Here is a 23,442-nt window from a genome sequence, read left to right as displayed (position 1 = left end):
GTGGCGGCTTCGCCTTACCCGGCCTGCGATGGGGGGCTATTTGCGGCGTTTGTTATCGTCCATAAAGGTCCAGGCGATAAAGCGGCTCTGCTTCTGGCCCTGCGCCATCTCTTTTTTGATTACCTTCACCGCGCCGACGTCGGTCAGCGCGCGGTAAAGCGGCGGCAGGTTATCGCCGCGGGAGACCAGCGTGGTAAACCATTTCACCTGACGACCGAAGCCCTTACTCTCGGCAATCATGCGCAAAATAAATGCCACTTCCCCTCCCTCGCACCACAGCTCCTGCTGCTGGCCGCCAAAGTTCAGCGCGCCGTCTTCAGCCTGGCCCAGGTTACGCCGCTTGCGTTCACTTCCCGCACGTGCGGAGGCGGCGGAGTCGTGGAAGGGCGGGTTGCACAGGGTGGCATCATATTGTTCGTTCTTGTGAATAATGCCGTTGAAAATAGCAGCGGCATCCTTTTGACGACGCAAACGAACGGCCCGGCTTAACCCCGGGTTAGCGTTGATAATGGCCTGCGCGCTGGCGAAGGCTTCGGCGCCGATCTCGCTGCCGGTAAACCGCCACTGGTACTCATGTGCGCCTATCAGGGGGTAGATCAGGTTCGCGCCCGTACCGATATCAAGCACGGTGGCCTGTTTCGGCACCACGCCGCCATTGTCATCCGCCAGCAGATCGGCAAGATGATGGACATAATCCGCACGTCCTGGCACCGGTGGGCAGAGAAAGCCATCCGGGATGTCCCAGTGCGTAACGCCATAAAAATGGGCCAGCAGCGCTTTGTTCAGCGTCTTAACCGCCAGCGGATCGGCAAAGTTTACCGACGGTTCACCGGCTGGTGTCTGAACGATAAAATCCTGCAATTCCGGGCAGCTCAGGCACAGGGCTTTCATGTCGTAGCGGCTACGGTGGCGGTTACGCGGGTGCAATCCCGGCTTTTGGGAAGTCATGGCATTCTCCTTTAGACAGCCGCGTAAGATACCCTGTGACGGCGCGGGGGTAAATATCTGTCTGCGCTGCACAAAAAACCGACGAAAATCAGCAACCTGTATGTCTATGATCTGTCAGCAAATTGTCAGAATTTATCGTTCAAAAAATAAGCAGATCATCATCAAATTTTTGCGCTAAATCACGCGCGTCAGGCTTCTAAACTTAAGAGGAATCACCTGTTGTTTCCCCTGAGGATGTGATTATGAAAAAGTATCTGACCTTTATTATTGCGGGTGCGCTGGCAGGCGCATCGTTCTCAGCCTGGTCCGTTCAACCTCTGACCGACAGCAACGACACCAGCCAGCTACGTGCGGCCGGGACGGTCTCTGTCAGCCGGGCAAGCAACCTTGATGACCTTCAGGACAAGCTGGCCGAAAAAGCGCGTCAGGAAGGGGCTAAAGGCTTCGTGGTGAACGCCGCCGGTGGCGATAACCATATGTACGGCACCGCGACCATCTATAAATAACGCCCTCTTTTCCCACACTGCATCTGCCAGGCAGATGCAGTTCTCATTTCCTTCCTTCGCCTTGACTGTGCGTTTTTTAACCCCATATTAAGATGAATGGCTTAAACAGATCAGGAGAACATGATGGCTTCCGGCTGGGCGAATGACGACGCCGTTAACGAACAGATCAACAGTACCATTGAAGATGCGGTCGCGCGTGCTCGCGGTGAAATTCCGCGCGGCGAAAGTTTGACGGAATGCGAAGAATGCGGGGATCCGATTCCTGAAGCACGGCGTAAAGCCATTCCTGGCGTACGGCTATGCATTGCCTGTCAGCAGGAGAAAGATTCAAAAAATGCGGCACATTCAGGATATAATCGTAGAGGATCGAAAGACAGCCAGTTACGTTGACTTTCCTTTACCGAAGTTAACCGCGCCAGCCGTTTACTTTACGCTCACGACTTTTAGCGAAACGCGTAGCAAAACGTGCCCTTCCGATGGCTTCTGTAAAGCGCATCCCCAAGAAATGTCAATTGCGCTTCTGAATTTATTAATAATCAATAAGTTATTTGTCATTCAATTTTTTTGAGCAACCACGTCAATTCTCTTCGATTTTATCTTCCACTAAAAACCGTGATACTTATCACATCGACGGAACATCGTCCCCTTAACAGAATAACCTGCGAGAATTGACCTATGAAAACCATCAAATATGCTGTTGCCGCTGTTGCCCTGTCCGCTCTGTCTTTCGGCGCTTTCGCCGTAGAGCCAGTCTCCTCTACTCAGGCACAGGATCTGAACAAAATCGGGGTGGTGAGTGCTGAAGGCGCGACCACGCTGGACGGTCTGGAAGCCAAACTGGCGGAAAAAGCTGCCGCTGCCGGCGCAAGTGGATACACCATCACCTCCACTAACGGTAATAACAAACTGAGCGGTACCGCGGTTATCTACAAGTAATCGAACGAATTATGCTCCACCCTCACCCTACCCTCTGGTGAGATGCTCCAACCCTCATTGACCCTGTTGTTGTTACCCTTGTTTGCCCGTCCGCCACTGGACGGGCTTTTTTTTGCTTAAAAAGACTGCGCCACGCGCTGCAACCCGGCGTTCACAGACGCCACTTCCCCTGCCGCCAGCAGACAGCAGGCCATTTGCAGCTTGATAGACTGCGGAACCGGCACCTTTCCGGCCAGACACTGTACGATCCAGTGCGCGGTGACTTGCGGATCTTTCGACTCAGGCAGGATCACATCGCTGTTCTCTTCCCCACGTTCCAGCACGACCCGCGTCCCGGCAGGCTCAATCAGCATCAGCTGTGGACAACGCTGCGGGTTGGCGTAAACCTCCCCTTCAGTCCCGTGCATCAGCAGCGCTCGCCCGCCGATTTCGGCAAAGAATTGACCGACCCGCGTCACGTACTCCGGATGGGAGACGCTGGAAAGACGCAGCGCGGCGTCTTCGGCAAACGGCGTCGCCAGCTTCGCCAGGGTGTGGGCGCTGTTACGCACCCCCATGCGCCAGCGCATGTCCAGCTGCTTTTCCAGCGGTGGGCAGAGCGCGCGCACGGGAATATAGACCGGCTGGTTCCCCTCCAGCTTTGCCTGCGCCTGGCCAGCATGGAGAGTGGGTTCGATGCCTAATAATTCCAGAATGGTTTCTGTCAGCACGCGCGTCGGATCTTCGCTCACGCCATGCACCACCACCGGGAAACCGAGTTTCTGCAACAGAATAGCCAGCAGCGGCGTGAGGTTTGCCTGCTTACGCGCGCCATTGTAGGTCGGGATCACAATCGGCATCGGCTTCGTGACGGGCGGGGTTAAACGCATCGTCTGCGACTGCATGGCCTCATAAAAACCGCGCATCTCCGCCTCACCTTCCCCTTTGATGCGCAGCGCAATCAGAATGCCGCCCATTTCCAGATCCGGCACGTCGCCATTCAGCATATGCGTGTACAACGTACGGGCCGTTTCCTGGTCCAGATCGCGAGCATGGTTTTTCCCACGCCCTACCTCTTTGATAATTTTGCGGTAATCCACGACATTTCTCCTGACAGCATCATCTTGTTAACAATATAGCCCGATGAACACGCACCTGATAGTGTTTTGTGATCATTATCAACCTGCTGTTTTCAGGTAAAAAAATAAACTCAAGCACTATTTGCATTATTTGTGATTGGAACTAAAGATTCGTACCTGCCCTTTTTTTGATTAAATAAACATCGGAAAGTTATTAAGGGTCAACGGTAAAAACGTCCAGGCAACGTTTTTGCCAGAAACACATTGGGATTTACTATGAACAAGGTTGCATTAGGGTTGTTTATCGCCACAACGGTGGGGTGTTCTGCATCCGCATTTGCGGAAACCAACGGTGAAGGGCAGATTAATTTCACCGGAGAAATTATCGATTCTGCTTGCCAGGTCGTGAATGGATTAAGTAATCCATTAGATGTTCAGTTAGGAAAAGTATCTAAAACGGTATTTACCGGCGCAGGCTCTACCAGCACACTCACGAAGTTTGATATTAAGTTAACCAATTGTCCGGAAACCGTAACCTCGGCTGCGATTAACTTCGGTGGTACCCCGGATGCGGATAATAATGCCACGCTGGCATTAACGCCCGATACCGATGCGGCTACTGGTGTAGCTATTCAGCTAATGGACGCTTCCGGGCAGCCTGTCACTCTGTATACCCCTTCGAAGCAATATCCTTTAGCCTCCGGCACGGCGGTTAACGACCTGGAGTTCGGTGCGCGTTATATTCAAACTCAGGCGGCAGTTACTGCGGGCCCTGCTAACTCTGTATCGACCTTCACCGTTATTTATAACTGATCTTATCAATCCTGAGATATTAATGCTCTTGCGGGCATTAATATCTCATCTTTTTATTGAGAAATCTTTATGCGCCACGGTTATTTACTGAGCACTCTTTTACTGGTAGCAGCCTCGGCACAGGCGGGTGTCGTGATCAATGGCACCCGTCTGGTCTATCAGGGAGATAAAAAGGAATCATCTCTTGGTCTTTCAAACCCGGATACCACGGATTATCTGGTGCAGTCCTGGGTCGATTCCGGTGGTAAAAACCTGGCCAAAGCACCGTTCCTGATCACCCCGCCGCTTTTCCGACTGGATGCGAAAGAAGATAACGTACTACGCGTGGTGCGTACGGGAGGAAATTTACCGGAAGACAGGGAATCTCTGTACTGGCTGAATATTAAAGCGATCCCGTCCTCAAAGCATGTTGAAGGCGTAAATACGCTGCAAATTGCCATTAACACCCGAATTAAATTGCTGTATCGCCCGTCAGCGGTAAAAGGCAAACCAGAAGATATGGCCGATAAACTTGAATGGCATCGCGAAGGGAATGATTTAGTGGTGAATAATCCCACGCCTTTCTATATGAATTTTCAGGCCGTCACCCTGAATGGTCAGAAAATCACGAAAGCCACCTGGGCTGTGCCGAAAACTGAAACGCATTTTGCTTTACCTGGCAATTTCGGAGGCTCGACCGTCGTGTATTCCATTATTACGGATTACGGCAGCATCAGCCAGACATGGTCTAAACCCGTTCATTAGTAATATTGCCCGGTAATAAAATCATCATGTACAGCCATAAAAAGCCGTTCACCTGCCGATTTTCGTCATTGCTGATGACTTTTTGTTGCCTGGCAATGGCGATCTTTGCGCAGCAGGTTTTGGCTGATGATTATTTTAACCCTGCCCTGCTGGACATTGATAACCCGCAGCAGGAAAAGACCGATCTGTCTGTCTATGAAAAAGGTCCCGGTCAGGCGCCAGGTAAATATCAGGTCGCGGTATTTATCAATAACAATAAAATTGATACCCGTGACGTGACCTTTAACGTAGTTAAAGATCCGCAGGGCACCAGCACGCTTCAGCCTTGTTTTACACTGGACGAATTAAAGAGCCTCGGGATCAAAACGCAAAAATATCCGCAGCTGAGGGCAGAAGGTCAATGCGCCGATCTACACGCCATCCCTTCGGCATCCGCGACCTTTCGCGTGCGCAATCAGCAGCTGCTGCTGAGCATTCCGCAAAAGGCGCTCGGACAGGTGCCACGCGGTTACATCGACCCGAAAGAGTTTGACGAAGGGATCAACGCGGGCCTGCTTAATTACAGCGTCAACGCCAGCCAGAGCCATGCGCGCCAGCAGGGTGAAGAGGATAGCAGCAGCCAGTACGTTAACCTGCGTCCCGGCTTCAACCTCGGGGCATGGCGCGTTCGTAACTACTCCACCTGGAATCGCAGCACCACGGGCCACGAGGAGGAACAGAAATTCACCTCCGTTTATACCTATGCGCAACGCGATATGGTGGCAATGAAAAGTGACGTGACGGTGGGCCAAAGCACCTCACCTTCCGACGTTTTTGACAGCGTCCCCTACACCGGCGTGGAGCTGAAATCCGACAACGACATGCTGCCGGACAGTGAAAAAGGCTATGCCCCTATTATTCGCGGCACCGCCCACAGCAACGCGCTGGTGATGGTCCGCCAGAACGGGTACGTGATTTATCAGAACACGGTCGCGCCGGGCGCATTCGAAATTAACGACCTCTACCCCACCGGCAGCAGCGGCGACCTCCAGGTCACGGTGAAAGAAACTGACGGCAGCGAAAGTCATTTCGTGGTGCCGTTTGCCTCCGTGCCGGTATTGCAGCGTGAAAAAAACCTGCGCTACAGCGTAACCGCCGGGCGTTATCGCTCTTATGACAAAGACGTTGAAAAGACCCCGTTTGCCCAGGGAAGCGCCATCTACGGTTTACCTCACGGCTTCACGGCCTACGGCGGCGTGCAGCAGAGCAGCCACTATCAGTCCCAGGCGCTCGGCGCCGGGAAAAACATGGGCGATCTCGGGGCGTTCTCCATTGACGTGACCCGCGCCAGAGCCCTGCTGAAAAAACAGCAGTCCAGCAAGGGCCAGTCGTGGCGCGTACGCTACAGCAAAGATTTCGCCGGTTCAGGCACCAACTTTTCGCTTGCGGGCTATCGCTATAACAGCAAGGGGTTTTACACCCTGGACGACACTATGGAGTCGTATACCCGCGCTGACGACTGGTCTGCTCCCCAGCAGCGCCGCGCCCGTACAGAAGCCACCATTGACCAGACGCTGCCAGAAGGTTGGGGGTCGGTGACGCTGAGCATGGTGAAGGAAACTTACTGGAGCCAGAGCCAGAACATGACCTCCCTGAGCGTCAGCTACAACAACAGCTGGCACGGCGTGAGCTACAGCCTCAGCTACAGCATGAACAAAAACACTCACGACAGCGATGAAGACGGTAATGAGGTAACAAACGACAACCAGTTCTCGCTGAGCGTTTCGGTTCCGCTGGATCGCTGGATGCATAATACCTGGGCCACGTACAACCTGAACAACACCAAAGATGGCACCACGCAGAACATCGGTCTTAACGGTACGGCCCTGAAAGAAGACAACCTGAACTGGAATATCCAGGAAGGGCTCAGCAGCACCGGCAGCGGTAACTCCACCAGCATCAACACCGATTACAAAGCGACCTACGGCGAAGTGAGCGCAGGCGTCAGTCAGGATAAGTATCAGCAGACCCTGAACGTCGGTTTGCAGGGCGGCGTGGTGGCCCACGCTAACGGGATAACCCTGAGCCAGCCGCTCGGTGAAACCATCGCGCTGGTGAAAGCGCCAGGTACGCACGGCACCCATATCACCAACCAGACAGGCGTGGAGACTGACTTCCGTGGCTATACCGTCGTGCCGTTCGTGACCGCGTATCGCCATAACACCATCGCACTGGATACCGAAACGCTGCCGGAGGATGCCGACGTCACCCACGCGGCGCAAATTGTGACGCCGACCCGAGGGGCCGTGGTGCGCGCCAGCTTTACTACCCGCGTGGGTAATCGCGTCCTGATGACGCTTACACAAAATGGTAAACCGCTGCCCTTCGGCGCAACGGTCACCACCGGGGATAAGGACAGCGAATTTATTGTCGGAAATGACGGCCAGACTTACCTCTCGGGTCTGCCACAGCAAGGGCATCTCAACGTTTCCTGGGGACAGGAGGCGAGCGAGCACTGCGTCGCTGACTATGCGCTAACGGATGAGAAAGAGAAAACCAGCATCATTAACGCTGCCGCGCAGTGTCATTGATTACCGTTCAGGCTAACGATTATGCAAATGATTAAACAGTGCTTTTTCTTACTGGTTCTGGGAACCGCCGCGTTATTTATGCCGCATGCGAAGGCGACCTGCACCACGCCGGATCTGCCCAAAATGATTAACGTGGCCTCCATCTCTGTCCCGACGACGCTGGCCGTTGGCGCAACTATCCCGGGTACAGAGCAAAGCGTTCATGTTGCCGGGCACTGCGATCAGAGTATTGACAGCGGTCTGGAAATTGTTTCCTGCTACTACGGCACCGGCGCGGAAATTCCCGGGCTCAGGGGCGTTTATGATTCCGGCGTACCGGGGATTGGGGTCGCACTAATGAACGATCAGGGTCAGCGAATCAGCGGAGCAGGCGGAGTACAGTGCGATTCACGCGGAACGCCTGTTGCCTATGTTTCTACCGATGGCACACAGTCGTTTAACTTTGACGTCACGCTTGAACTGGTGAAAACAAGCGACGCCGTGACATCCGGCACGCTGGTGCAGTCTCAGACCGAATTCGGCATTGGCGTTTTTGGCCATGAAGGGATCGGCAGCCCTAACCATATTGCGTATTCAGGTAACGTCATTTTGCATCAGGTCACCTGCTCTGTTTCGCCAAAAAATCTCACCGTTAATTTGGGCGATTTTCCCGTCAGTGATTTTATGAGCGTGGGGTTTTTATCCAGCCCCGCTCAGACGTTTAATATCACCGTTAACTGTGACACAACCGTTCAGCCTGAGCTAAAAATCACCAGTGCTAACGGGTACGAAACGGCATTTGAGGGAGTGATCAAACTGACGAAGCAGACGGGCATGGCAAGGGGCGTCGGGGTAAGAATGCTGTTTGATGACCATATCGCGACCTTTGACTCCTACGTCAACACCCAAAGCCAGGCCGTTGCCAATGAAACGCTGGATATCCCCTTTCAGGTTCGCTACGAGCAGACCAGCGATGTGGTGACGCCCGGCCCCGCCAACACCGTAGCAACCATCACTCTCGCCTATAAGTGACAAACATGAAAAAGACAATCGCGTTTCTGGCGGTGGGCTTACTGGCCCAGGCTCACGCAGACGACATTCAGATCCAGATGACGGGAAATATTTACGCCAATACCTGCGTTATTGACAGCGCCAGCCGCAACCTGACGGTGGACTTAGGCCTGGCGGTGTCGGGCAGTTTTAAAGACGTGGGGGATACCGGCGAGTGGAAAGACTTTTCCCTGTCAGTATCGCACTGCCCAGCCACGCTGGCGCTTGCCACGGCCTTTTTCTATGGCCAGGCAGACAGCGTGCATCCGACCAAATTTGCCAATATCGGTAGCGCAAAGGGACTGGCGCTGGAGCTGGCAGACCGACAGGACAAAATACTGATTGCCCCGCAGGCCGCCTTTAACGCCGCCATCAATCCGAGCGACCACACGGCAACCTTTCCTCTGTCCGCACGCTACTACGCCACCTCAATGCCCGTCACTGCCGGGACGTTCAGCAGCGTGATTCAGGTGACATTCACTTACCAGTAGGTCCGCGCCTCTTTGCACGGATGCTTTTTGTACGCCCGGCAGAGGGTTTTGCCGGGCGTTTTTTTACCTCCGGCACTTCTGGCTGCTCAATCGGGAAGATCGGCAGCGCATTCAGCAGCCGCTGGCCATAGTTTTTGGTGAGCAGACGTTTGTCATAAATCACCACCTCGCCCCAGCATCCGTGGCTACGGATCAAGCGCCCGACCTGCTGGATCAGGTTAAACGACGCCGCAGGCAGGCTTTGCACTTCAAACGGATAACGGTTAAGGCTTTTCAGCCATTCGCCTTCGGTGATCACCACCGGGCTGTCGATGGGCGGGAAGGCAATTTTATGGATATGCACCTGCGTCAGGTAGTCGCCTTTTAAATCCAGCCCTTCCGCAAAGGACTGTAGCCCCACCAGCACGCTACGCTCGCCGTTATCAATGCGTTTACGGTGCGTTTCCACCAGCCGATAGCGCGGCTGATCGCCCTGCACCAGCAGGAGTAAGCGCAGATCGGTGACGTGCTCCAGGAAGCGTTGCATCGCGCGGCCGCTGGCAAACAGCACCAGCATACCGGGGCATTTTTTACTCTCAACCTGCTCGCGGAAGTAGGCCGCCATTTCCGCAATATGCTGCTCTTCGTTATCGATAAGCGGCTCATAGTTCATGCGCGGGATCACCAGCTTGCCCTGCTCACAGTGGTTGAACGGCGAGTCCAGGGCCACAAAACGGTCCCCCGCTTTCTCTTTCAGGCCGCTCATTTCCTGCAACCTTGAGAAGCTGTTCAGGGAACGCAGGGTTGCCGACGTCACTACCACGTGCGGCACGCTGCGCCAGATCAGCTTTTCCAGCTGATCGGCCACGCGGATGCCCACGCAGTGGAAGAACAGATGTACCTGTCCGTCTCGCACTTCGCGGGTGGCCCACTTTGTCACTGGCGCCCCGGACGCCTGCGCCATCGAGGCCAGCCGCCAGAGTTTGCTCTGCGCCTCAAACATGCCCAGCGCGCGGTTCATTTGCAGCAGAATGCGGTGCAAGCGCACCACGTCATGGGTACCGGTTTTCTCGCTGAGATCGTTGAGGAACATCTCCGCCAGCCCGCGCAGCTTTTCAAGGTGCTTCGCCAGCTGCTGGCAAATCTCCATCACTTCCTGCGGCAACTCCCCCATCGCAAAGCGGTGTTCCGCTTCCTGGGTGGCGGGGAGATACAGGTTGAGAATGTTATTCAGCGAGGCGATGAGGCCGTACACCTCTTCACAGTGCTCGCTCAGCCGCTCCGGGACCGCCAGCGGCGGCGTGGTTTTCGGGCGGAACTGCTCCATGCAGGTTGCCACCAGCTTGCAGAACAGATCGAGTTGCAGGCGAAACCACGGGGCAGTAATTTCCGCACTCATCTCCAGCGCATCCCGCGCCACGTCGGGCAGATGATGACCTTCATCGAGCACCAGCAGCAGGTTTTTGGGCTCCGGCAGGACCGCTTCACTCTCCAGGGCAGCCATCACCAGCGCATGGTTGGCGACAACCACCTCCGCTTCCTGAATCTCACGCCGGGCGACAAAGAACGGGCACTCGCGATAGTAATGACAGTTGCGGTTCAGGCAGCTCGCTTTATCGGTGCTGAGCCTGCGCCACAGGTCGTCGCCGATCGCCTGGCTGGTGTGATCCCGCAGGCCGTCCCACCTGTAGCCGTCGAGATCGGCCTTTAGCTTTGCGCACTGCTCCTGCTCCGCCTTGTTGTTTGGCGTCAGCTCGTCATCAAGAAACGCGAGCAGATCCTGCTGGGAGGGTTCACTGCTGGCCAGCGCCGCCAGATTGCGCGGGCAGACGTAGCGCCCGCGACCAAAGGCGGCGGTGAAGCGTAAATCCGGGATAATTTTGCGCAGCAGCGGCAAATCTTTGCTGAAGATCTGATCCTGCAAGGCCACGTTAGCGGTACTGACCACCAGCGTTTTGTCGTCTTCCCGCGCGATGGCAATGCCGGGAATGAGATACGACAGGGTTTTCCCGACGCCGGTCGGGGCTTCAATCGCCAGATGTCGCCCGTCGTCCCCGGCGAGCGTTTTGGCCACGTCAGCAATCATCTGCCGCTGCGGGGCTCGGGGGATAAAATCGGGGATCTGCTGTTGTAGCGCCTTATACCATGCGCCAATTTGCGCCTTGAGCGCAGCGGTTAAAGCCATCGGAAAACCTGAAATACTGTATAAACAGCCACTATTGTGGCACTTTCTCTCCGCTGCCGCAAAAAGAAAAGCCCGGCTTTACGACCGGGCTTCCAGATTACTGCGGGTTAGCAGGTTTACGCGGGCGGCGTCGGCGCTGCCCCTCGCCTGCCGGTTTCCCTTCGCCGCTACGCCACGGGTTTTCACCGGCTGGTTTGCTGTCGTTATTACGACGCGGCGGTTTGCCCGAAGATTTCGGCGCGCCACCTTCGGCACGACGCGGCTGCTGACCGCGACCGCCGCCGCCCTGACCGCGACCGCCGCCCTGACGACCGTTCTGAATTGGCTCAGCTTTGATCGACGGGTCCACTTCATAACCCGGGGTCTCAATGCGCGGGATCTCTTTCTTCAGCAGGCGTTCGATGTCGCGCAGCAGCTTGTGTTCATCCACGCAGACCAGAGAGAGCGCTTCCCCGGTTGCCGCCGCACGGCCGGTACGGCCGATACGGTGCACGTAGTCTTCCGGCACGTTTGGCAGCTCATAGTTCACCACGTGCGGCAGCTCTTCAATGTCCAGGCCACGGGCGGCGATGTCGGTTGCCACCAGCACACGTATGTCGCCGGATTTAAAATCAGCCAGCGCGCGGGTACGCGCACCCTGACTCTTGTTGCCGTGGATCGCCGCGCTGCGAATACCGTCTTTATTGAGCTGTTCCGCCAGGTGGTTAGCGCCGTGCTTGGTGCGGGTAAAGACCAGTACCTGCTGCCAGTTGCCCTGGCCGATCATCTGGGAGAGCAGTTCCCGCTTGCGCTTCTTATCCACAAAGTGCACGTGCTGCGTCACCTGCTCGGAGGCGGTATTGCGGCGCGCGACTTCCACTTCCAGCGGGTTATGCAGCAGCTTTTCCGCCAGTGCCTTGATCTCGTCGGAGAAGGTTGCCGAGAAGAGCAGGTTCTGACGACGCGTCGGCAGCTTCGCCAGCACGCGGCGAATATCGTGGATGAAGCCCATATCCAGCATACGGTCGGCTTCGTCCAGCACCAGAATTTCGATGTTATCGAGCTTCACCGCGTTCTGGTGTTCCAGATCCAGCAGACGCCCCGGCGTTGCCACCAGCACGTCCACGCCGCCGCGCAGCTTCATCATCTGCGGGTTAATGCTTACCCCGCCGAAAACCACCAGCGAACGAATGTTGAGGTAGCGGCTGTATTCACGCACGTTCTCGCCAATCTGGGCCGCCAGTTCGCGGGTTGGGGTGAGGATCAGCGCACGCACCGGACGACGGCCTTTGGCGTGCGGCTGGTTTTTTACCAACAGCTCCAGCAGCGGCAGGGTAAAGCCTGCGGTCTTACCGGTACCGGTCTGCGCGCTTGCCATCAGGTCACGGCCCTGCAAAACGGCCGGAATGGCCTGCTGCTGGATAGGGGTTGGCTCAACGTAGCCCTGCTCTGCGATGGCGCGCAGAATTTCCGGGTTCAGACCAAGGGAATCAAAAGACATAAAAACTCCGAACCGCCCCGACCATCACAGGTGTAGTTTTCAGGGAGATATAACGAATAGAAGGACAAAAACCACAATGTCGCGAAGGAGCGGAGTGTAGCAGCTTTTGTGACGTGGCGCATAAAATATCCCCGGCCATGACTCGACGTTTGCGCAAATCAGGCATAATCTTAATCAATCGATTGATTAATTTTTAATGCTGCTATGAATACAACCCCAACGACAACCAAAGGCGAACAGGCGAAAAGTCAGCTTATCGCCGCCGCGCTGGCGCAGTTTGGCGAGTATGGTCTGCATGCCACCACGCGGGATATCGCCGCTCAGGCCGGGCAGAATATTGCGGCCATCACCTACTATTTTGGCTCAAAAGAGGATTTATACCTCGCCTGCGCCCAGTGGATCGCGGATTTTATCGGCACCAGCTTTCGCCCGCACGTGGAAGAAGCCACCGCGCTGTTCAGCCAGCCAGAGCCTGACCGGGCTGCCATCCGCCAGCTGATCCTTAACGCCTGTCACAACATGATCCGCTTGCTGACGCACGACGATACGCTGAACCTGAGCAAATTTATCTCCCGCGAGCAGCTCTCCCCCACTACAGCGTACCAGCTGGTGCACGATCAGGTGATCGCCCCGATGCACGGCCATCTGACCCGGCTGATCGCCGCCTATACCGGACGGGACGCCAGCGATACCGACACCATTTTGCATACCCACGCCCTGCTGGGCGAAGTGCTCGCCTTCCGTCTGGGGCGTGAGACCATCCTGTTACGTACGGGCTGGACACAATTCGATGAGGATAAAGCCGCGCAAATTAGCCAGGTCATTACCTGTCACGTTGATCTGATCCTGCAAGGCTTAACGCAAAGGAGCCAGAAGTCATGAAAAAACCTGTCGCCATCATTCTGGTGGTTGTTGTGTTACTTGCTGCGGGAATCGGTGGCTGGCTGTGGTATCAGAGCCAGCAGGATCGTGGCCTGACGCTGTACGGCAACGTGGATATCCGCACCGTGAACATGAGCTTCCGCGTCGGCGGACGGCTGGCCTCGCTGAACGTTGACGAAGGCGATGCCATCAAAGCCGGGCAGACGCTGGGAATGCTGGACAAAGCCCCGTTTGAGAACGCGCTGATGCAGGCAAAAGCAGGCGTCTCCGTCGCACAGGCGCAATACGACCTGATGCTGGCGGGCTACCGTGACGAAGAGATCTCCCAGGCGGCCGCTGCCGTTAAGCAGGCAAAAGCCGCCTATGACTATGCGCAGAATTTCTATAACCGTCAGCAAGGCTTATGGAAAAGCCGTACTATTTCCGCCAACGACCTGGAAAACGCGCGCTCATCCCGCGACCAGGCACAGGCGACGCTGAAATCTGCCCAGGATAAGCTAAGCCAGTACCGCACCGGTAACCGTGCGCAGGACATTGCCCAGGCGAAGGCCAGCCTTGAGCAGGCGCAGGCGCAGTTAGCCCAGGCGGAGCTGGATCTGCACGACACCACGTTAATCGCCCCGTCTGACGGCACGCTGATGACCCGCGCCGTGGAGCCGGGCAGCATGCTCAGCGCGGGCAGCACCGTGTTAACGCTCTCCTTAACCCGTCCGGTGTGGGTGCGCGCTTACATTGATGAGCCAAATCTTGGCCAGATGCAGTCGGGCCGCGAACTGCTGCTCTATACCGACGGTCGCCCGGACAAGCCGTATCACGGCAAAGTGGGCTTCGTCTCCCCTACCGCCGAGTTCACGCCAAAAACCGTTGAAACCCCGGACCTGCGTACCGACCTGGTGTACCGCTTGCGCATCATCGTCACCGATGCGGACGACGCGCTGCGTCAGGGAATGCCTGTTACCGTGACCTTAAACGACGGGGAACGACATGAATGATGCGGTTATCCAGCTCAACAATCTGGTCAAACGCTTCCCGGGAATGGCCAAACCGGCGGTCGCACCGCTGAATTGTACGATTCAGAAAGGCTATGTGACCGGGCTGGTGGGGCCGGACGGCGCGGGTAAAACCACGCTGATGCGGATGCTGGCGGGATTGCTGAAGCCGGATGAAGGCAGTGCCAGCGTGCTTGGCCTCGATCCGATCAAAGACGACGCGGCGCTCCACGGCATGCTCGGCTATATGCCGCAGAAGTTTGGTCTGTACGAAGATCTGACGGTAATGGAAAACCTCAACCTGTATGCCGATCTGCGCAGCGTTACCGGCGAAACCCGGCAGAAAACCTTCCAGCGTCTGCTGGCGTTTACCTCCCTCGGCCCGTTCACCGACCGGCTGGCGGGCAAACTTTCCGGCGGGATGAAGCAGAAGCTGGGGCTGGCCTGCACGCTGGTGGGCGAACCGAAGGTGCTATTGCTGGATGAACCCGGCGTGGGCGTGGACCCGATTTCCCGCCGCGAGCTGTGGCAGATGGTGCACGAGCTGGCGGGTGACGGCATGCTGATCCTCTGGAGTACCTCTTACCTTGATGAAGCAGAGCAGTGCCGCGACGTGCTGCTGATGAATGAAGGCGAACTGCTCTATCAGGGCGAACCCACCGAGCTGACGCAAACCATGGCCGGGCGCAGTTTTCTGCTGCACAGCGCGCAGGAGTCCAACCGCAAGCTGCTGCAACGGGTACTGAAGCTGCCGCAGGTGAGCGACGGGATGATTCAGGGCCGTTCGGTGCGCGTGATCCTCAAAAAAGAGACTACCGCCGACGATATCCGCCGTGCGCAGGGTATGCCTGAGATCGACATGACAGAGACCGCGCCGCGCTTTGAAGATGCGTTTATCGATCTGCTGGGCGGGGCGGGAACCTCAGAATCACCGCTTGGCGCCATCCTGCACACGGTGGAAGGCACGCCGGGCGAAACGGTCATTGAAGCGAAATCGCTCACCAAAAAATTCGGCGATTTCGCCGCCACCGATAACGTCAATTTTGCCGTGAAGCGCGGCGAGATATTTGGCCTGCTCGGGCCGAACGGCGCGGGGAAATCCACCACCTTTAAAATGATGTGCGGCCTGCTGGTACCGACCTCCGGCAAAGCGCTGGTGCTGAACATGGATCTCAAAGTCAGCTCCGGCAAGGCGCGCCAGCACCTGGGCTATATGGCGCAGAAGTTTTCGCTCTACGGCAACCTGACGGTGGAGCAAAATCTGCGATTTTTCTCCGGCGTCTATGGCCTGCGGGGACGGGCACAGAATGAGAAGATCGGCCGCATGTGCGACGCCTTCGGCCTGACCGATATCGCCTCACACGCTACAGACGCTCTGCCTCTTGGCTTCAAACAGCGGCTGGCGCTGGCCTGCTCACTGATGCACGAGCCGGATATCCTGTTTCTTGATGAACCGACTTCAGGCGTGGACCCCCTCACCCGCCGCGAATTCTGGCTGCATATCAATAGCATGGTGGAAAAAGGCGTGACCGTGATGGTCACCACCCACTTTATGGACGAGGCAGAGTATTGCGACCGCATCGGGCTGGTCTATCGCGGCAAGCTGATTGCCCACGGCACCCCGGATGACCTGAAAGCGCAGGCCGCCGACGACGCGCAGCCAGACCCGACCATGGAGCAGGCGTTTATCACCCTCATCCACGACTGGGATAAGGAGAATACTCATGCGCAGTAACGCCCTTTCCTGGCGCCGGGTGCGCGCCCTGTGCGTCAAAGAGACGCGGCAGATTGTGCGTGACCCCAGCAGCTGGCTGATTGCGGTGGTGATCCCCCTGCTGCTGCTGTTTATTTTCGGCTACGGGATTAACCTCGACTCCAGCAAGTTGCGGGTCGGGATTTTGCTGGAGCAGCAGAGCGAAGAGGCGCTGGACTTCACCCACGCCATGACCGGCTCGCCCTACATCGATGCCACCATCAGCGACAACCGGCAGGAACTGATCCAGAAAATGCAGGCCGGAAAAATTCGCGGTCTGATCGTCATTCCGGTCGATTTTGCCGCCAATATGGCACGCCCGGGCGCCGATGCGCCAATTCAGGTGATCACCGACGGCAGCGAGCCGAACACCGCCAACTTCGTGCAGGGCTATGCGGAGGGGATCTGGCAGCTCTGGCAGATGCAGCGCGCCGAAGACCGGGGGGAGGAGTTTGAACCGCTGATTGACGTGCAGACGCGCTACTGGTTTAACCCCGCCGCCATCAGCCAGCATTTTATTATTCCGGGGGCGGTCACCATCATCATGACGGTGATTGGCGCGATCCTCACCTCGCTGGTGATCGCCCGCGAATGGGAGCGCGGCACCATGGAGGCGCTGCTCTCGACCGAAGTGACGCGCGTCGAGCTGCTGCTCTGCAAGCTGATCCCCTACTACTTCCTCGGCATGCTGGCGATGCTGCTGTGTATGCTGGTCTCGGTATTTATTCTTGGCGTGCCGTACCGCGGCTCGCTGGTGCTGCTGTTCTTTATTACCAGCCTGTTTTTGCTCAGCACGCTGGGGATGGGACTGTTAATTTCCACCATCACCCGCAACCAGTTTAACGCCGCGCAGGTGGCGCTTAATGCCGCCTTCCTGCCGTCGATTATGCTCTCCGGCTTTATCTTCCAGATAGACAGTATGCCGGCGGTGATCCGCGCCGTGACGTACATCATTCCGGCGCGCTACTTTGTGAGTACCCTGCAAAGCCTGTTCCTGGCGGGAAATATTCCGGTGGTGCTGATTATCAACACCCTGTTTTTGCTGGCGTCGGCGGTGATGTTTATCGGGCTGACGTGGATGAAAACGAAAAGAAGATTAGATTAGCCATCGGATTTTGTAGGTCGGGTAAGCGCAAGCGCCACCCGACAGGAGGACGACGCGATGTTTCACCGTTTATGGACATTGATCCGCAAAGAGCTGCAATCCTTGCTGCGCGAGCCGCAGACCCGCGCCATTCTGGTGCTGCCGGTGCTGCTTCAGGTTGTACTGTTTCCGTTTGCCGCCACGCTGGAGGTCACCAACGCCACCATCGCCATTTACAACGAAGACAACGGCAAGCATTCCGTCGAGTTGACGCAGCGTTTCGCCCGCGCCAAAGCCTTTACCCATGTCCTGCTTCTGGAAAGCCCGCAGGCGATCCAGCCCACCATCGACACGCAGAAAGCATTATTGCTGGTGCGCTTCCCGGCGGACTTCTCCCGCAACCTGGACACATTCCAGACCGCGCCGATGCAGCTGATCCTCGACGGACGTAACTCCAACAGCGCCCAGATTGCGGCGAACTATTTGCAACAGGTGGTGAAGGATTACCAGCAGGAGCTGATGGCGGGCAAACCCAAACCCAACAACAGCGAACTGGTGGTGCGCAACTGGTACAACCCGAACCTGGACTACAAATGGTTTGTGGTGCCGTCGCTGATCGCCATGATCACCACCATTGGCGTGATGATTGTCACCTCGCTGTCCGTGGCGCGCGAACGTGAGCAAGGTACGCTGGATCAGCTGCTGGTCTCACCGCTCGCCACCTGGCAGATATTTGTCGGCAAGGCGGTGCCGGCACTGATTGTCGCGACGTTCCAGGCCACCATCGTGCTGGGGGTGGGAATATGGGCGTACCAGATCCCGTTTGCCGGATCGCTGGCGCTGTTTTACTTCACGATGGTAATTTACGGCCTGTCGCTGGTGGGGTTTGGGCTGCTGATTTCCGCGCTCTGCTCAACGCAGCAGCAGGCGTTTATCGGGGTGTTTGTCTTTATGATGCCGGCGATCTTGCTTTCAGGGTACGTTTCGCCAGTGGAGAACATGCCGGTGTGGTTACAGGATTTGACGTGGATAAACCCGATTCGTCACTTCACGGATATCACCAAGCAAATCTATCTGAAGGATGCGAGTCTGGATATTGTATGGGGAAGTTTGTGGCCGCTACTGGTCATCGCGGCCACAACGGGCTCAGTGGCCTATGCGATGTTTAGACGAAACATCGCGTAGTTTTTTCTCTTTGGTGAGCAATGACACCACCGCAGGCCCTGCGAGGATAGCCAGACCCGCCAGGGCCAGCAGCAGGTTGTTTTGCAGCACGCGTGACAACAGCCACAGGACGATCATTGCCGCACCAAAATACCAGGTGGTGGTGAGCTCTTCGAGCACATCACCCACTTCACGCCAGCGCGCGTCGTGGTGACGCTGTAAAAACAGCATCGACAGCACGGTCACGCCGTAAACCACGCATAACCCTAAGCCGACACGCACCAGCGTGCCGCTCATCCAGCCCATCACCAGTACGGCCACGACCAGTAAATGCAACATTATCTGCCAGCAACTCAAACCGGTTGCGACACGAACGCGTTGTTGCCACTTCATGGCTTCTCTCCTGAAGGATTTTTCTCTGCTAATTCAGACTACCGCACTTTACGGAAAATTCCGTAACGCCGCATCTTTTTGTGACGCCTACTACACTTTATTTTCATCGGGATAGTCACCCAGGAAGGTGTTTATGAGCAAAAAAACGCAGCATTTCTCGCTTAAGGTGCTGACGATAAACATTCATAAGGGCTTCACAGCATTTAACCGCCGCTTCATTTTACCGGAGCTGCGCGACGCGGTACGCACCGTCAGCGCCGATATTGTCTGCCTCCAGGAGGTCATGGGCGCGCACGAAGTGCACCCTATGCATTTCGAAAACTGGCCCGACACGCCCCACTACGAGTTTCTGGCGGATACCATGTGGAGCGATTACGCCTACGGGCGCAATGCGGTCTACCCGGAGGGGCATCACGGTAACGCGGTGCTGTCGCGTTTTCCTATCGAGCATTATGAGAACCGCGACGTCTCCGTTGGCGAGAGCGAAAAACGCGGGCTGTTATACTGTCGTATCACCCCCCCGGCGCTCGATTTTCCCATTCATGTGGGCTGTGTTCATCTTGGCCTGCGTGAAGCCCACCGTCAGGCCCAGCTACAGATGCTGGCAGACTGGACCAATGCGCTGCCGGAGGGCGAGCCCGTAGTGGTGGCCGGTGATTTCAACGACTGGCGACAGCGGGCCAACCATCCGCTGAAGGTGAAGGCGGGGCTGGAGGAGATCTTTACCCGCTCACGCGGTCGTCCCGCGCGGACGTTTCCGGTGCGCTTCCCCCTGCTGCGCCTTGACCGCATCTACGTAAAAAATGCCCACGCCAGCAGCCCGACGGCGCTGGCTTTACTCAACTGGCGACATCTCTCCGACCATGCCCCACTCAGCGCGGAGATCCACTTATGAAATGCACATGGCAGGAAGGTAACCGTATTACGCTGCTGGAAAATGGCGATAACTTTTATCCGGCGGTTTTTGAGGCGATTAGCCACGCACATCAGAAAGTCTTTCTGGAAACGTTTATCTGGTTTGAAGACGACGTGGGCAGGCAGTTGCACAGCGCACTGCTGCATGCCGCCCGTCGCGGTGTAAAAATCGAGGTTCTGCTCGACGGATATGGTTCGCCGGATCTCAGCGAGGAATTTGTTAACGAGCTCACCGCCGCAGGGGTGGTGTTCCGCTATTACGATCCCGGCCCGCGTCTGTTCGGCATGCGCACCAACCTGTTCCGTCGAATGCACCGCAAAATTGTGGTGGTGGATGAAACAGTGGCCTTCGTTGGCGGCATTAACTACTCCGCCGAGCATATGTCGGATTACGGTCCCGAAGCTAAACAGGACTACGCGATCCGTATCGAAGGACCGGTGGTTCAGGACATCCAGCTGTTCGTGCTGGAAAACTTACCCGGCAAAGAGGCCGCTCGCCGCTGGTGGCGACGCCGTCATCGCCCGGAAGAGAACCGCAAGCCCGGCGAGGCGCAGGCGCTGTTTGTCTGGCGGGATAACGAGGAGCACCGGGACGATATCGAGCGTCATTACCTGAAGATGCTGGCGAACGCGAAGCGCGAGGTGATTATCGCCAACGCCTATTTCTTCCCCGGTTACCGGATTTTGCACGCCATGCGCAACGCGGCCCGACGCGGCGTGAGCGTGAAGCTTATCGTGCAGGGTGAGCCCGATATGCCGATTGTGAAGGTCGGCGCGCGTCTGCTCTATCGCTATCTGGTCAAAAGCGGCGTGCAGATCTATGAATATCGCCGCCGCCCGCTGCACGGCAAAGTCGCCGTGATGGATGACCACTGGGCGACCGTTGGCTCCAGCAACCTCGATCCGCTGAGCTTATCGCTCAATCTGGAAGCGAACCTGATCATCCACGATCGCCAGTTTAATCAGACCCTGCGCGATAACCTTCAGGGTCTTATCAATAAAGACTGCGTGCGTGTGGATGAGTCCATGGTGCCGAAACGGAGCTGGTGGAACGTGGGCATCGGCGTGGTGGTGTTCCACTTCCTGCGCCACTTCCCGGCCATGGTGGGCTGGCTGCCCGCGCATACGCCGAAACTGGCGCTGGTGGATCCGCCTGTGCAACCCGAAATGGAAACCCAGGACCGCGTAGAGGCGGAAGATGGAGGGAAAACCTGATGTCGAAATCTCATCCTCGCTGGCGGCTGGCGAAAAAAATCCTGACCTGGCTGTTCTTCATTGCCGTCGCGGTCCTGCTGGTGGTGTATGCCCAAAAGGTGGACTGGGAAGAGGTGTGGAAAGTTATTCGCAACTACAACCGGACAGTCCTGCTGGGGGCCGTTGGGCTGGTGATTGTGAGCTACTTGATGTACGGCTGCTATGACCTGCTGGGACGTGCCTACTGCGGACATAAGCTTGCCAAACGGCAGGTTATGCTGGTGTCATTCATCTGCTATGCCTTTAACCTGACGCTGAGCACCTGGGTGGGCGGGATTGGTATGCGCTATCGCCTGTACTCCCGCCTTGGCTTACCGGGCGGCACCATCACGCGTATTTTCTCCTTAAGCATCACCACCAACTGGCTGGGGTATATCCTGCTGGGCGGGGTGATTTTCACCATCGGCGTGGTGCAGCTGCCTGCGCACTGGTACATCGATGAGGCTACCCTGCGCATCCTGGGCATCGTACTGCTGCTGATCATCGCCGCCTACCTGTGGGCCTGCGCCTTTGCCAAACGTCGTCACATGACCATTAAAGGCCAGAAGCTGGTGCTGCCGTCATGGAAGTTTGCCGTCCTGCAAATGGTGGTTTCCAGCGCTAACTGGATGGCGATGGGGGCCATTATCTGGCTGTTGATTGGCGAAGATGTGAACTACTTCTTCGTGCTGGGCGTGCTGCTGGTAAGCAGTATTGCCGGGGTGATTGTGCATATTCCGGCGGGTATTGGCGTACTGGAGGCGGTGTTTATCGCGCTGCTTGCGGGGGAGCATGTGTCTCACGGGACGATTATCGCCGCCCTGCTCGCGTACCGCATGATCTACTACTTCCTGCCGCTGGCGCTGGCAACGGTCTGTTATCTGGTGCTGGAGAGTCGGGCGAAGAAGCTGCGCGCGAAGAACGAGAGGATGTTGGCGAAGTGAGTTGTGTCGGGTAGCGCTGCGGTCTGATGCCCTCACCCCGGCCCTCTCCCACGGGGAGAGGGAGAAAAGCCCGCACCGTGCAATCCCCTCTCCCTGAGGGAGAGGGTTAGGGTGAGGGGGAAATAACTAGCGACGGTTGCCGAAGATACGCAGCAGCATCAGGAACAGGTTGATGAAGTCCAGATAAAGCGTCAGCGCGCCCAGAATCGAGTATTTGCGCAGATTTGAACTGTCGCGAACATCAATTTGTTCACCGATGTTTTTCAGCTTCTGGGTATCGTAAGCGGTTAAGCCCACGAAGATCACCACCCCGATATAGGTCACCGCCCACATCAGCGCGTCACTCTTCAGCCACAGGTTCACCAGCGACGCCAGCACAATCCCAATCAGCCCCATAAACAGCATGTTGCCGAAGCCGCTCAGGTCACGTTTGGTGGTGTAACCGTACAGGCTCATCACACCGAACATCCCGCCGGTCACCACAAACGTGCTGGCGATGGAAGAGTAGGTGTAAACGATGAAAATACTGGAAAGCGTCAGCCCGGTCAGCGCCGAATAGAGCATAAACAGCGTGGTCGCCATACCCGCGCTGAGCTTGTGCACCAGCCCGGAGAGCACGAACACCAGCGCCAGTTGCGCAATAATCAGCCCAAAGAAGGTGATTTTGCTTGAGAAGATAAACATCATCAGTTCAGGCGTGTTTGCCGCATACCACGCGATAAACGCGGTAAGCAGCAGGCCAACCGTCATCCAGCCATACACCTGAGCCATGTAGGTTTGCAGCCCGCTACGGGTCTGCTGAACTATCGAATCGGAACGCGGAAATCGGTCCATGATTCACTCCTGATTAAGTAAACACACACGTTAAGAGTAACACATCCGCGTAAACCAACTACCAACGGCTGGCGGCATGTTTATCGCTGTCGCGTGATTCCACCCAGCGCTCACCTTCCGGCGTCGCTTCACGCTTCCAGAACGGCGCTTTGGTTTTAAGGTAATCCATGATGAACTCCCCTGCCGCAAAAGCACTCCCGCGATGGGCGCTGGTGACGCCGACAAATACAATCTCTTCGCCGGGCCACATTTCGCCGATGCGATGGATAACCGTAACGCGCCCTAGCGGCCAGCGGCCTCGCGCCTCTTCCACAATGGCCGCCAGCGATTTTTCGGTCATTCCCGGATAGTGCTCCAGCGTCAGCGCTTTTACGCTGTCGCCGAGATTATGATTACGCACTTTCCCGGTAAACGTCACGACCGCGCCGTCTTCGTCGCGCCCGGCCAGCCAGTCATATTCCGTGCCCACGTTAAAACGCTCATGGCCGACCAGAATTCGGGTTTCCGTCATC

Annotated in this window: 23 protein-coding genes; 16 read left to right on the top strand and 7 right to left on the bottom strand. The window is 56.6% G+C overall.

The features are described 5' to 3' along the window. Positions 1-36: 36 nt before the first annotated feature. Positions 37-948 (bottom strand): 23S rRNA (adenine(1618)-N(6))-methyltransferase RlmF, encoded by a 912-nt coding sequence (gene rlmF, locus IMQ56_RS03555; RefSeq protein ID WP_032620039.1) that lies wholly within the window; start codon positions 946-948, stop codon positions 37-39. A 242-nt stretch (positions 949-1,190) separates the two neighbouring features. Here rlmF and mcbA point away from each other — a divergent pair, with 242 nt between their 5' ends. The 3 genes from mcbA to ybiJ all read left to right on the top strand — a co-directional run bounded on the left by mcbA (position 1,191) and on the right by ybiJ (position 2,390). After that, the gene (mcbA, locus tag IMQ56_RS03550; RefSeq protein ID WP_003858470.1) at positions 1,191-1,454 is read left to right on the top strand and encodes a DUF1471 family periplasmic protein McbA; all 264 of its coding nucleotides are present in this window, start codon (positions 1,191-1,193) and stop codon (positions 1,452-1,454) included. Between the two features lie 123 nt (positions 1,455-1,577). Continuing rightward, a complete protein-coding gene (locus IMQ56_RS03545) occupies positions 1,578-1,844 on the top strand; it encodes a DksA/TraR family C4-type zinc finger protein (RefSeq protein ID WP_017693765.1) in 267 nt (88 codons plus the stop codon). 285 nt (positions 1,845-2,129) lie between these two features. Then, the gene (gene ybiJ, locus IMQ56_RS03540) at positions 2,130-2,390 is read left to right on the top strand and encodes a DUF1471 family protein YbiJ (protein ID WP_003858474.1); all 261 of its coding nucleotides are present in this window, start codon (positions 2,130-2,132) and stop codon (positions 2,388-2,390) included. A 116-nt stretch (positions 2,391-2,506) separates the two neighbouring features. Here ybiJ and ybiB read toward each other — a convergent pair whose 3' ends face one another. Next, the gene (gene ybiB, locus IMQ56_RS03535; RefSeq protein WP_196063713.1) at positions 2,507-3,469 is read right to left on the bottom strand and encodes a DNA-binding protein YbiB; all 963 of its coding nucleotides are present in this window, start codon (positions 3,467-3,469) and stop codon (positions 2,507-2,509) included. Positions 3,470-3,724: 255 nt separating this feature from the next. Here ybiB and IMQ56_RS03530 point away from each other — a divergent pair, with 255 nt between their 5' ends. From IMQ56_RS03530 to IMQ56_RS03510, 5 genes are all read left to right on the top strand, one after another. Beyond that, on the top strand, positions 3,725-4,261 hold the full coding sequence (locus IMQ56_RS03530) for a fimbrial protein (RefSeq protein WP_196063714.1): 537 nt from the start codon (positions 3,725-3,727) through the stop codon (positions 4,259-4,261). 69 nt (positions 4,262-4,330) lie between these two features. Next, positions 4,331-5,005: a molecular chaperone gene (locus IMQ56_RS03525; RefSeq protein ID WP_032670288.1), complete on the top strand. Its 675-nt coding sequence runs from the start codon at positions 4,331-4,333 to the stop codon at positions 5,003-5,005. A 26-nt stretch (positions 5,006-5,031) separates the two neighbouring features. Further along, positions 5,032-7,575 carry a fimbria/pilus outer membrane usher protein gene (locus tag IMQ56_RS03520; RefSeq protein ID WP_154598028.1) on the top strand — a complete coding sequence of 848 codons (2,544 nt, stop codon included), beginning with the start codon at positions 5,032-5,034 and terminating at the stop codon, positions 7,573-7,575. 21 nt (positions 7,576-7,596) lie between these two features. Continuing rightward, on the top strand, positions 7,597-8,586 hold the full coding sequence (locus IMQ56_RS03515; protein ID WP_047733003.1) for a fimbrial protein: 990 nt from the start codon (positions 7,597-7,599) through the stop codon (positions 8,584-8,586). A gap of 5 nt (positions 8,587-8,591) precedes the next feature. Then, a complete protein-coding gene (locus tag IMQ56_RS03510) occupies positions 8,592-9,095 on the top strand; it encodes a fimbrial protein (RefSeq protein WP_196063715.1) in 504 nt (167 codons plus the stop codon). Here IMQ56_RS03510 and dinG read toward each other — a convergent pair. Next, positions 9,082-11,259, bottom strand: coding sequence for an ATP-dependent DNA helicase DinG (gene dinG / locus IMQ56_RS03505; protein WP_058686130.1), 2,178 nt, complete (start codon positions 11,257-11,259; stop codon positions 9,082-9,084). The two genes, IMQ56_RS03510 and dinG, sit on opposite strands and share 14 nt — an antisense overlap. 97 nt (positions 11,260-11,356) lie before the next feature. After that, on the bottom strand, positions 11,357-12,739 hold the full coding sequence (rhlE, locus tag IMQ56_RS03500) for an ATP-dependent RNA helicase RhlE (protein ID WP_017693771.1): 1,383 nt from the start codon (positions 12,737-12,739) through the stop codon (positions 11,357-11,359). A 204-nt stretch (positions 12,740-12,943) separates the two neighbouring features. Between rhlE and cecR the strand changes: the two genes are divergently transcribed. The 5 genes from cecR to IMQ56_RS03475 are packed head-to-tail and all read left to right on the top strand — an operon-like array spanning position 12,944 to position 18,632. Continuing rightward, the gene (gene cecR, locus IMQ56_RS03495; protein WP_196063716.1) at positions 12,944-13,621 is read left to right on the top strand and encodes a transcriptional regulator CecR; all 678 of its coding nucleotides are present in this window, start codon (positions 12,944-12,946) and stop codon (positions 13,619-13,621) included. Further along, entirely contained in the window at positions 13,618-14,613 is a 996-nt protein-coding gene (hlyD, locus tag IMQ56_RS03490) for a secretion protein HlyD (protein ID WP_196063717.1), read from the top strand. The genes cecR and hlyD overlap by 4 nt, the downstream gene beginning before the upstream one ends. Further along, entirely contained in the window at positions 14,606-16,345 is a 1,740-nt protein-coding gene (locus IMQ56_RS03485) for an ATP-binding cassette domain-containing protein (protein WP_032102648.1), read from the top strand. Before hlyD ends, IMQ56_RS03485 begins: the two co-directional genes overlap by 8 nt. Further along, positions 16,335-17,468 carry an ABC transporter permease gene (locus IMQ56_RS03480; protein WP_045343735.1) on the top strand — a complete coding sequence of 378 codons (1,134 nt, stop codon included), beginning with the start codon at positions 16,335-16,337 and terminating at the stop codon, positions 17,466-17,468. Before IMQ56_RS03485 ends, IMQ56_RS03480 begins: the two co-directional genes overlap by 11 nt. A gap of 57 nt (positions 17,469-17,525) precedes the next feature. Then, complete coding sequence (locus tag IMQ56_RS03475) at positions 17,526-18,632, top strand: ABC transporter permease (RefSeq protein WP_017384932.1); 1,107 nt, start codon at positions 17,526-17,528, stop codon at positions 18,630-18,632. On the opposite strand, the gene IMQ56_RS03470 is transcribed toward IMQ56_RS03475, so the two are convergent. Next, on the bottom strand, positions 18,594-19,004 hold the full coding sequence (locus tag IMQ56_RS03470) for a YbhQ family protein (protein WP_003858499.1): 411 nt from the start codon (positions 19,002-19,004) through the stop codon (positions 18,594-18,596). The two genes, IMQ56_RS03475 and IMQ56_RS03470, sit on opposite strands and share 39 nt — an antisense overlap. A 133-nt stretch (positions 19,005-19,137) precedes the next feature. Here IMQ56_RS03470 and IMQ56_RS03465 point away from each other — a divergent pair, with 133 nt between their 5' ends. From IMQ56_RS03465 to IMQ56_RS03455, 3 genes are read left to right on the top strand one after another with little or no spacing between them, the layout of a single operon-like run. Beyond that, complete coding sequence (locus IMQ56_RS03465; RefSeq protein WP_017384933.1) at positions 19,138-19,899, top strand: endonuclease/exonuclease/phosphatase family protein; 762 nt, start codon at positions 19,138-19,140, stop codon at positions 19,897-19,899. Next, entirely contained in the window at positions 19,896-21,134 is a 1,239-nt protein-coding gene (gene clsB / locus IMQ56_RS03460; RefSeq protein WP_032102646.1) for a cardiolipin synthase ClsB, read from the top strand. Before IMQ56_RS03465 ends, clsB begins: the two co-directional genes overlap by 4 nt. Next, entirely contained in the window at positions 21,134-22,096 is a 963-nt protein-coding gene (locus IMQ56_RS03455; protein ID WP_015571080.1) for a YbhN family protein, read from the top strand. The genes clsB and IMQ56_RS03455 overlap by 1 nt, the downstream gene beginning before the upstream one ends. A 126-nt stretch (positions 22,097-22,222) precedes the next feature. Here IMQ56_RS03455 and IMQ56_RS03450 read toward each other — a convergent pair whose 3' ends face one another. Then, positions 22,223-22,930, bottom strand: a complete 708-nt coding sequence (locus IMQ56_RS03450) for a Bax inhibitor-1/YccA family protein (RefSeq protein WP_015571081.1) — start codon at positions 22,928-22,930, stop codon at positions 22,223-22,225. A 58-nt stretch (positions 22,931-22,988) separates the two neighbouring features. After that, on the bottom strand, positions 22,989-23,441 hold the full coding sequence (gene moaE / locus IMQ56_RS03445; protein WP_015571082.1) for a molybdopterin synthase catalytic subunit MoaE: 453 nt from the start codon (positions 23,439-23,441) through the stop codon (positions 22,989-22,991). Position 23,442 lies beyond the last annotated feature (1 nt).

This window comes from Enterobacter sp. Res13-Sevr-PEC09-46, from assembly GCF_015672585.1.
Classification (GTDB): domain Bacteria; phylum Pseudomonadota; class Gammaproteobacteria; order Enterobacterales; family Enterobacteriaceae; genus Enterobacter; species Enterobacter hormaechei_C.
This window is presented reverse-complemented; position numbering and strand designations above follow the sequence as displayed.

Coding starts and splice junctions, on each gene's coding strand:
- rlmF (WP_032620039.1), bottom strand. CDS start 948: ATGACTTCCCAAAAGCCGGGATTGCACCCGCGTAACCGCCACCGTAGC.
- mcbA (WP_003858470.1), top strand. CDS start 1,191: ATGAAAAAGTATCTGACCTTTATTATTGCGGGTGCGCTGGCAGGCGCA.
- IMQ56_RS03545 (WP_017693765.1), top strand. CDS start 1,578: ATGGCTTCCGGCTGGGCGAATGACGACGCCGTTAACGAACAGATCAAC.
- ybiJ (WP_003858474.1), top strand. CDS start 2,130: ATGAAAACCATCAAATATGCTGTTGCCGCTGTTGCCCTGTCCGCTCTG.
- IMQ56_RS03530 (WP_196063714.1), top strand. CDS start 3,725: ATGAACAAGGTTGCATTAGGGTTGTTTATCGCCACAACGGTGGGGTGT.
- IMQ56_RS03525 (WP_032670288.1), top strand. CDS start 4,331: ATGCGCCACGGTTATTTACTGAGCACTCTTTTACTGGTAGCAGCCTCG.
- IMQ56_RS03520 (WP_154598028.1), top strand. CDS start 5,032: ATGTACAGCCATAAAAAGCCGTTCACCTGCCGATTTTCGTCATTGCTG.
- IMQ56_RS03515 (WP_047733003.1), top strand. CDS start 7,597: ATGCAAATGATTAAACAGTGCTTTTTCTTACTGGTTCTGGGAACCGCC.
- IMQ56_RS03510 (WP_196063715.1), top strand. CDS start 8,592: ATGAAAAAGACAATCGCGTTTCTGGCGGTGGGCTTACTGGCCCAGGCT.
- dinG (WP_058686130.1), bottom strand. CDS start 11,259: ATGGCTTTAACCGCTGCGCTCAAGGCGCAAATTGGCGCATGGTATAAG.
- rhlE (WP_017693771.1), bottom strand. CDS start 12,739: ATGTCTTTTGATTCCCTTGGTCTGAACCCGGAAATTCTGCGCGCCATC.
- cecR (WP_196063716.1), top strand. CDS start 12,944: ATGAATACAACCCCAACGACAACCAAAGGCGAACAGGCGAAAAGTCAG.
- hlyD (WP_196063717.1), top strand. CDS start 13,618: ATGAAAAAACCTGTCGCCATCATTCTGGTGGTTGTTGTGTTACTTGCT.
- IMQ56_RS03485 (WP_032102648.1), top strand. CDS start 14,606: ATGAATGATGCGGTTATCCAGCTCAACAATCTGGTCAAACGCTTCCCG.
- IMQ56_RS03480 (WP_045343735.1), top strand. CDS start 16,335: ATGCGCAGTAACGCCCTTTCCTGGCGCCGGGTGCGCGCCCTGTGCGTC.
- IMQ56_RS03475 (WP_017384932.1), top strand. CDS start 17,526: ATGTTTCACCGTTTATGGACATTGATCCGCAAAGAGCTGCAATCCTTG.
- IMQ56_RS03470 (WP_003858499.1), bottom strand. CDS start 19,004: ATGAAGTGGCAACAACGCGTTCGTGTCGCAACCGGTTTGAGTTGCTGG.
- IMQ56_RS03465 (WP_017384933.1), top strand. CDS start 19,138: ATGAGCAAAAAAACGCAGCATTTCTCGCTTAAGGTGCTGACGATAAAC.
- clsB (WP_032102646.1), top strand. CDS start 19,896: ATGAAATGCACATGGCAGGAAGGTAACCGTATTACGCTGCTGGAAAAT.
- IMQ56_RS03455 (WP_015571080.1), top strand. CDS start 21,134: ATGTCGAAATCTCATCCTCGCTGGCGGCTGGCGAAAAAAATCCTGACC.
- IMQ56_RS03450 (WP_015571081.1), bottom strand. CDS start 22,930: ATGGACCGATTTCCGCGTTCCGATTCGATAGTTCAGCAGACCCGTAGC.
- moaE (WP_015571082.1), bottom strand. CDS start 23,441: ATGACGGAAACCCGAATTCTGGTCGGCCATGAGCGTTTTAACGTGGGC.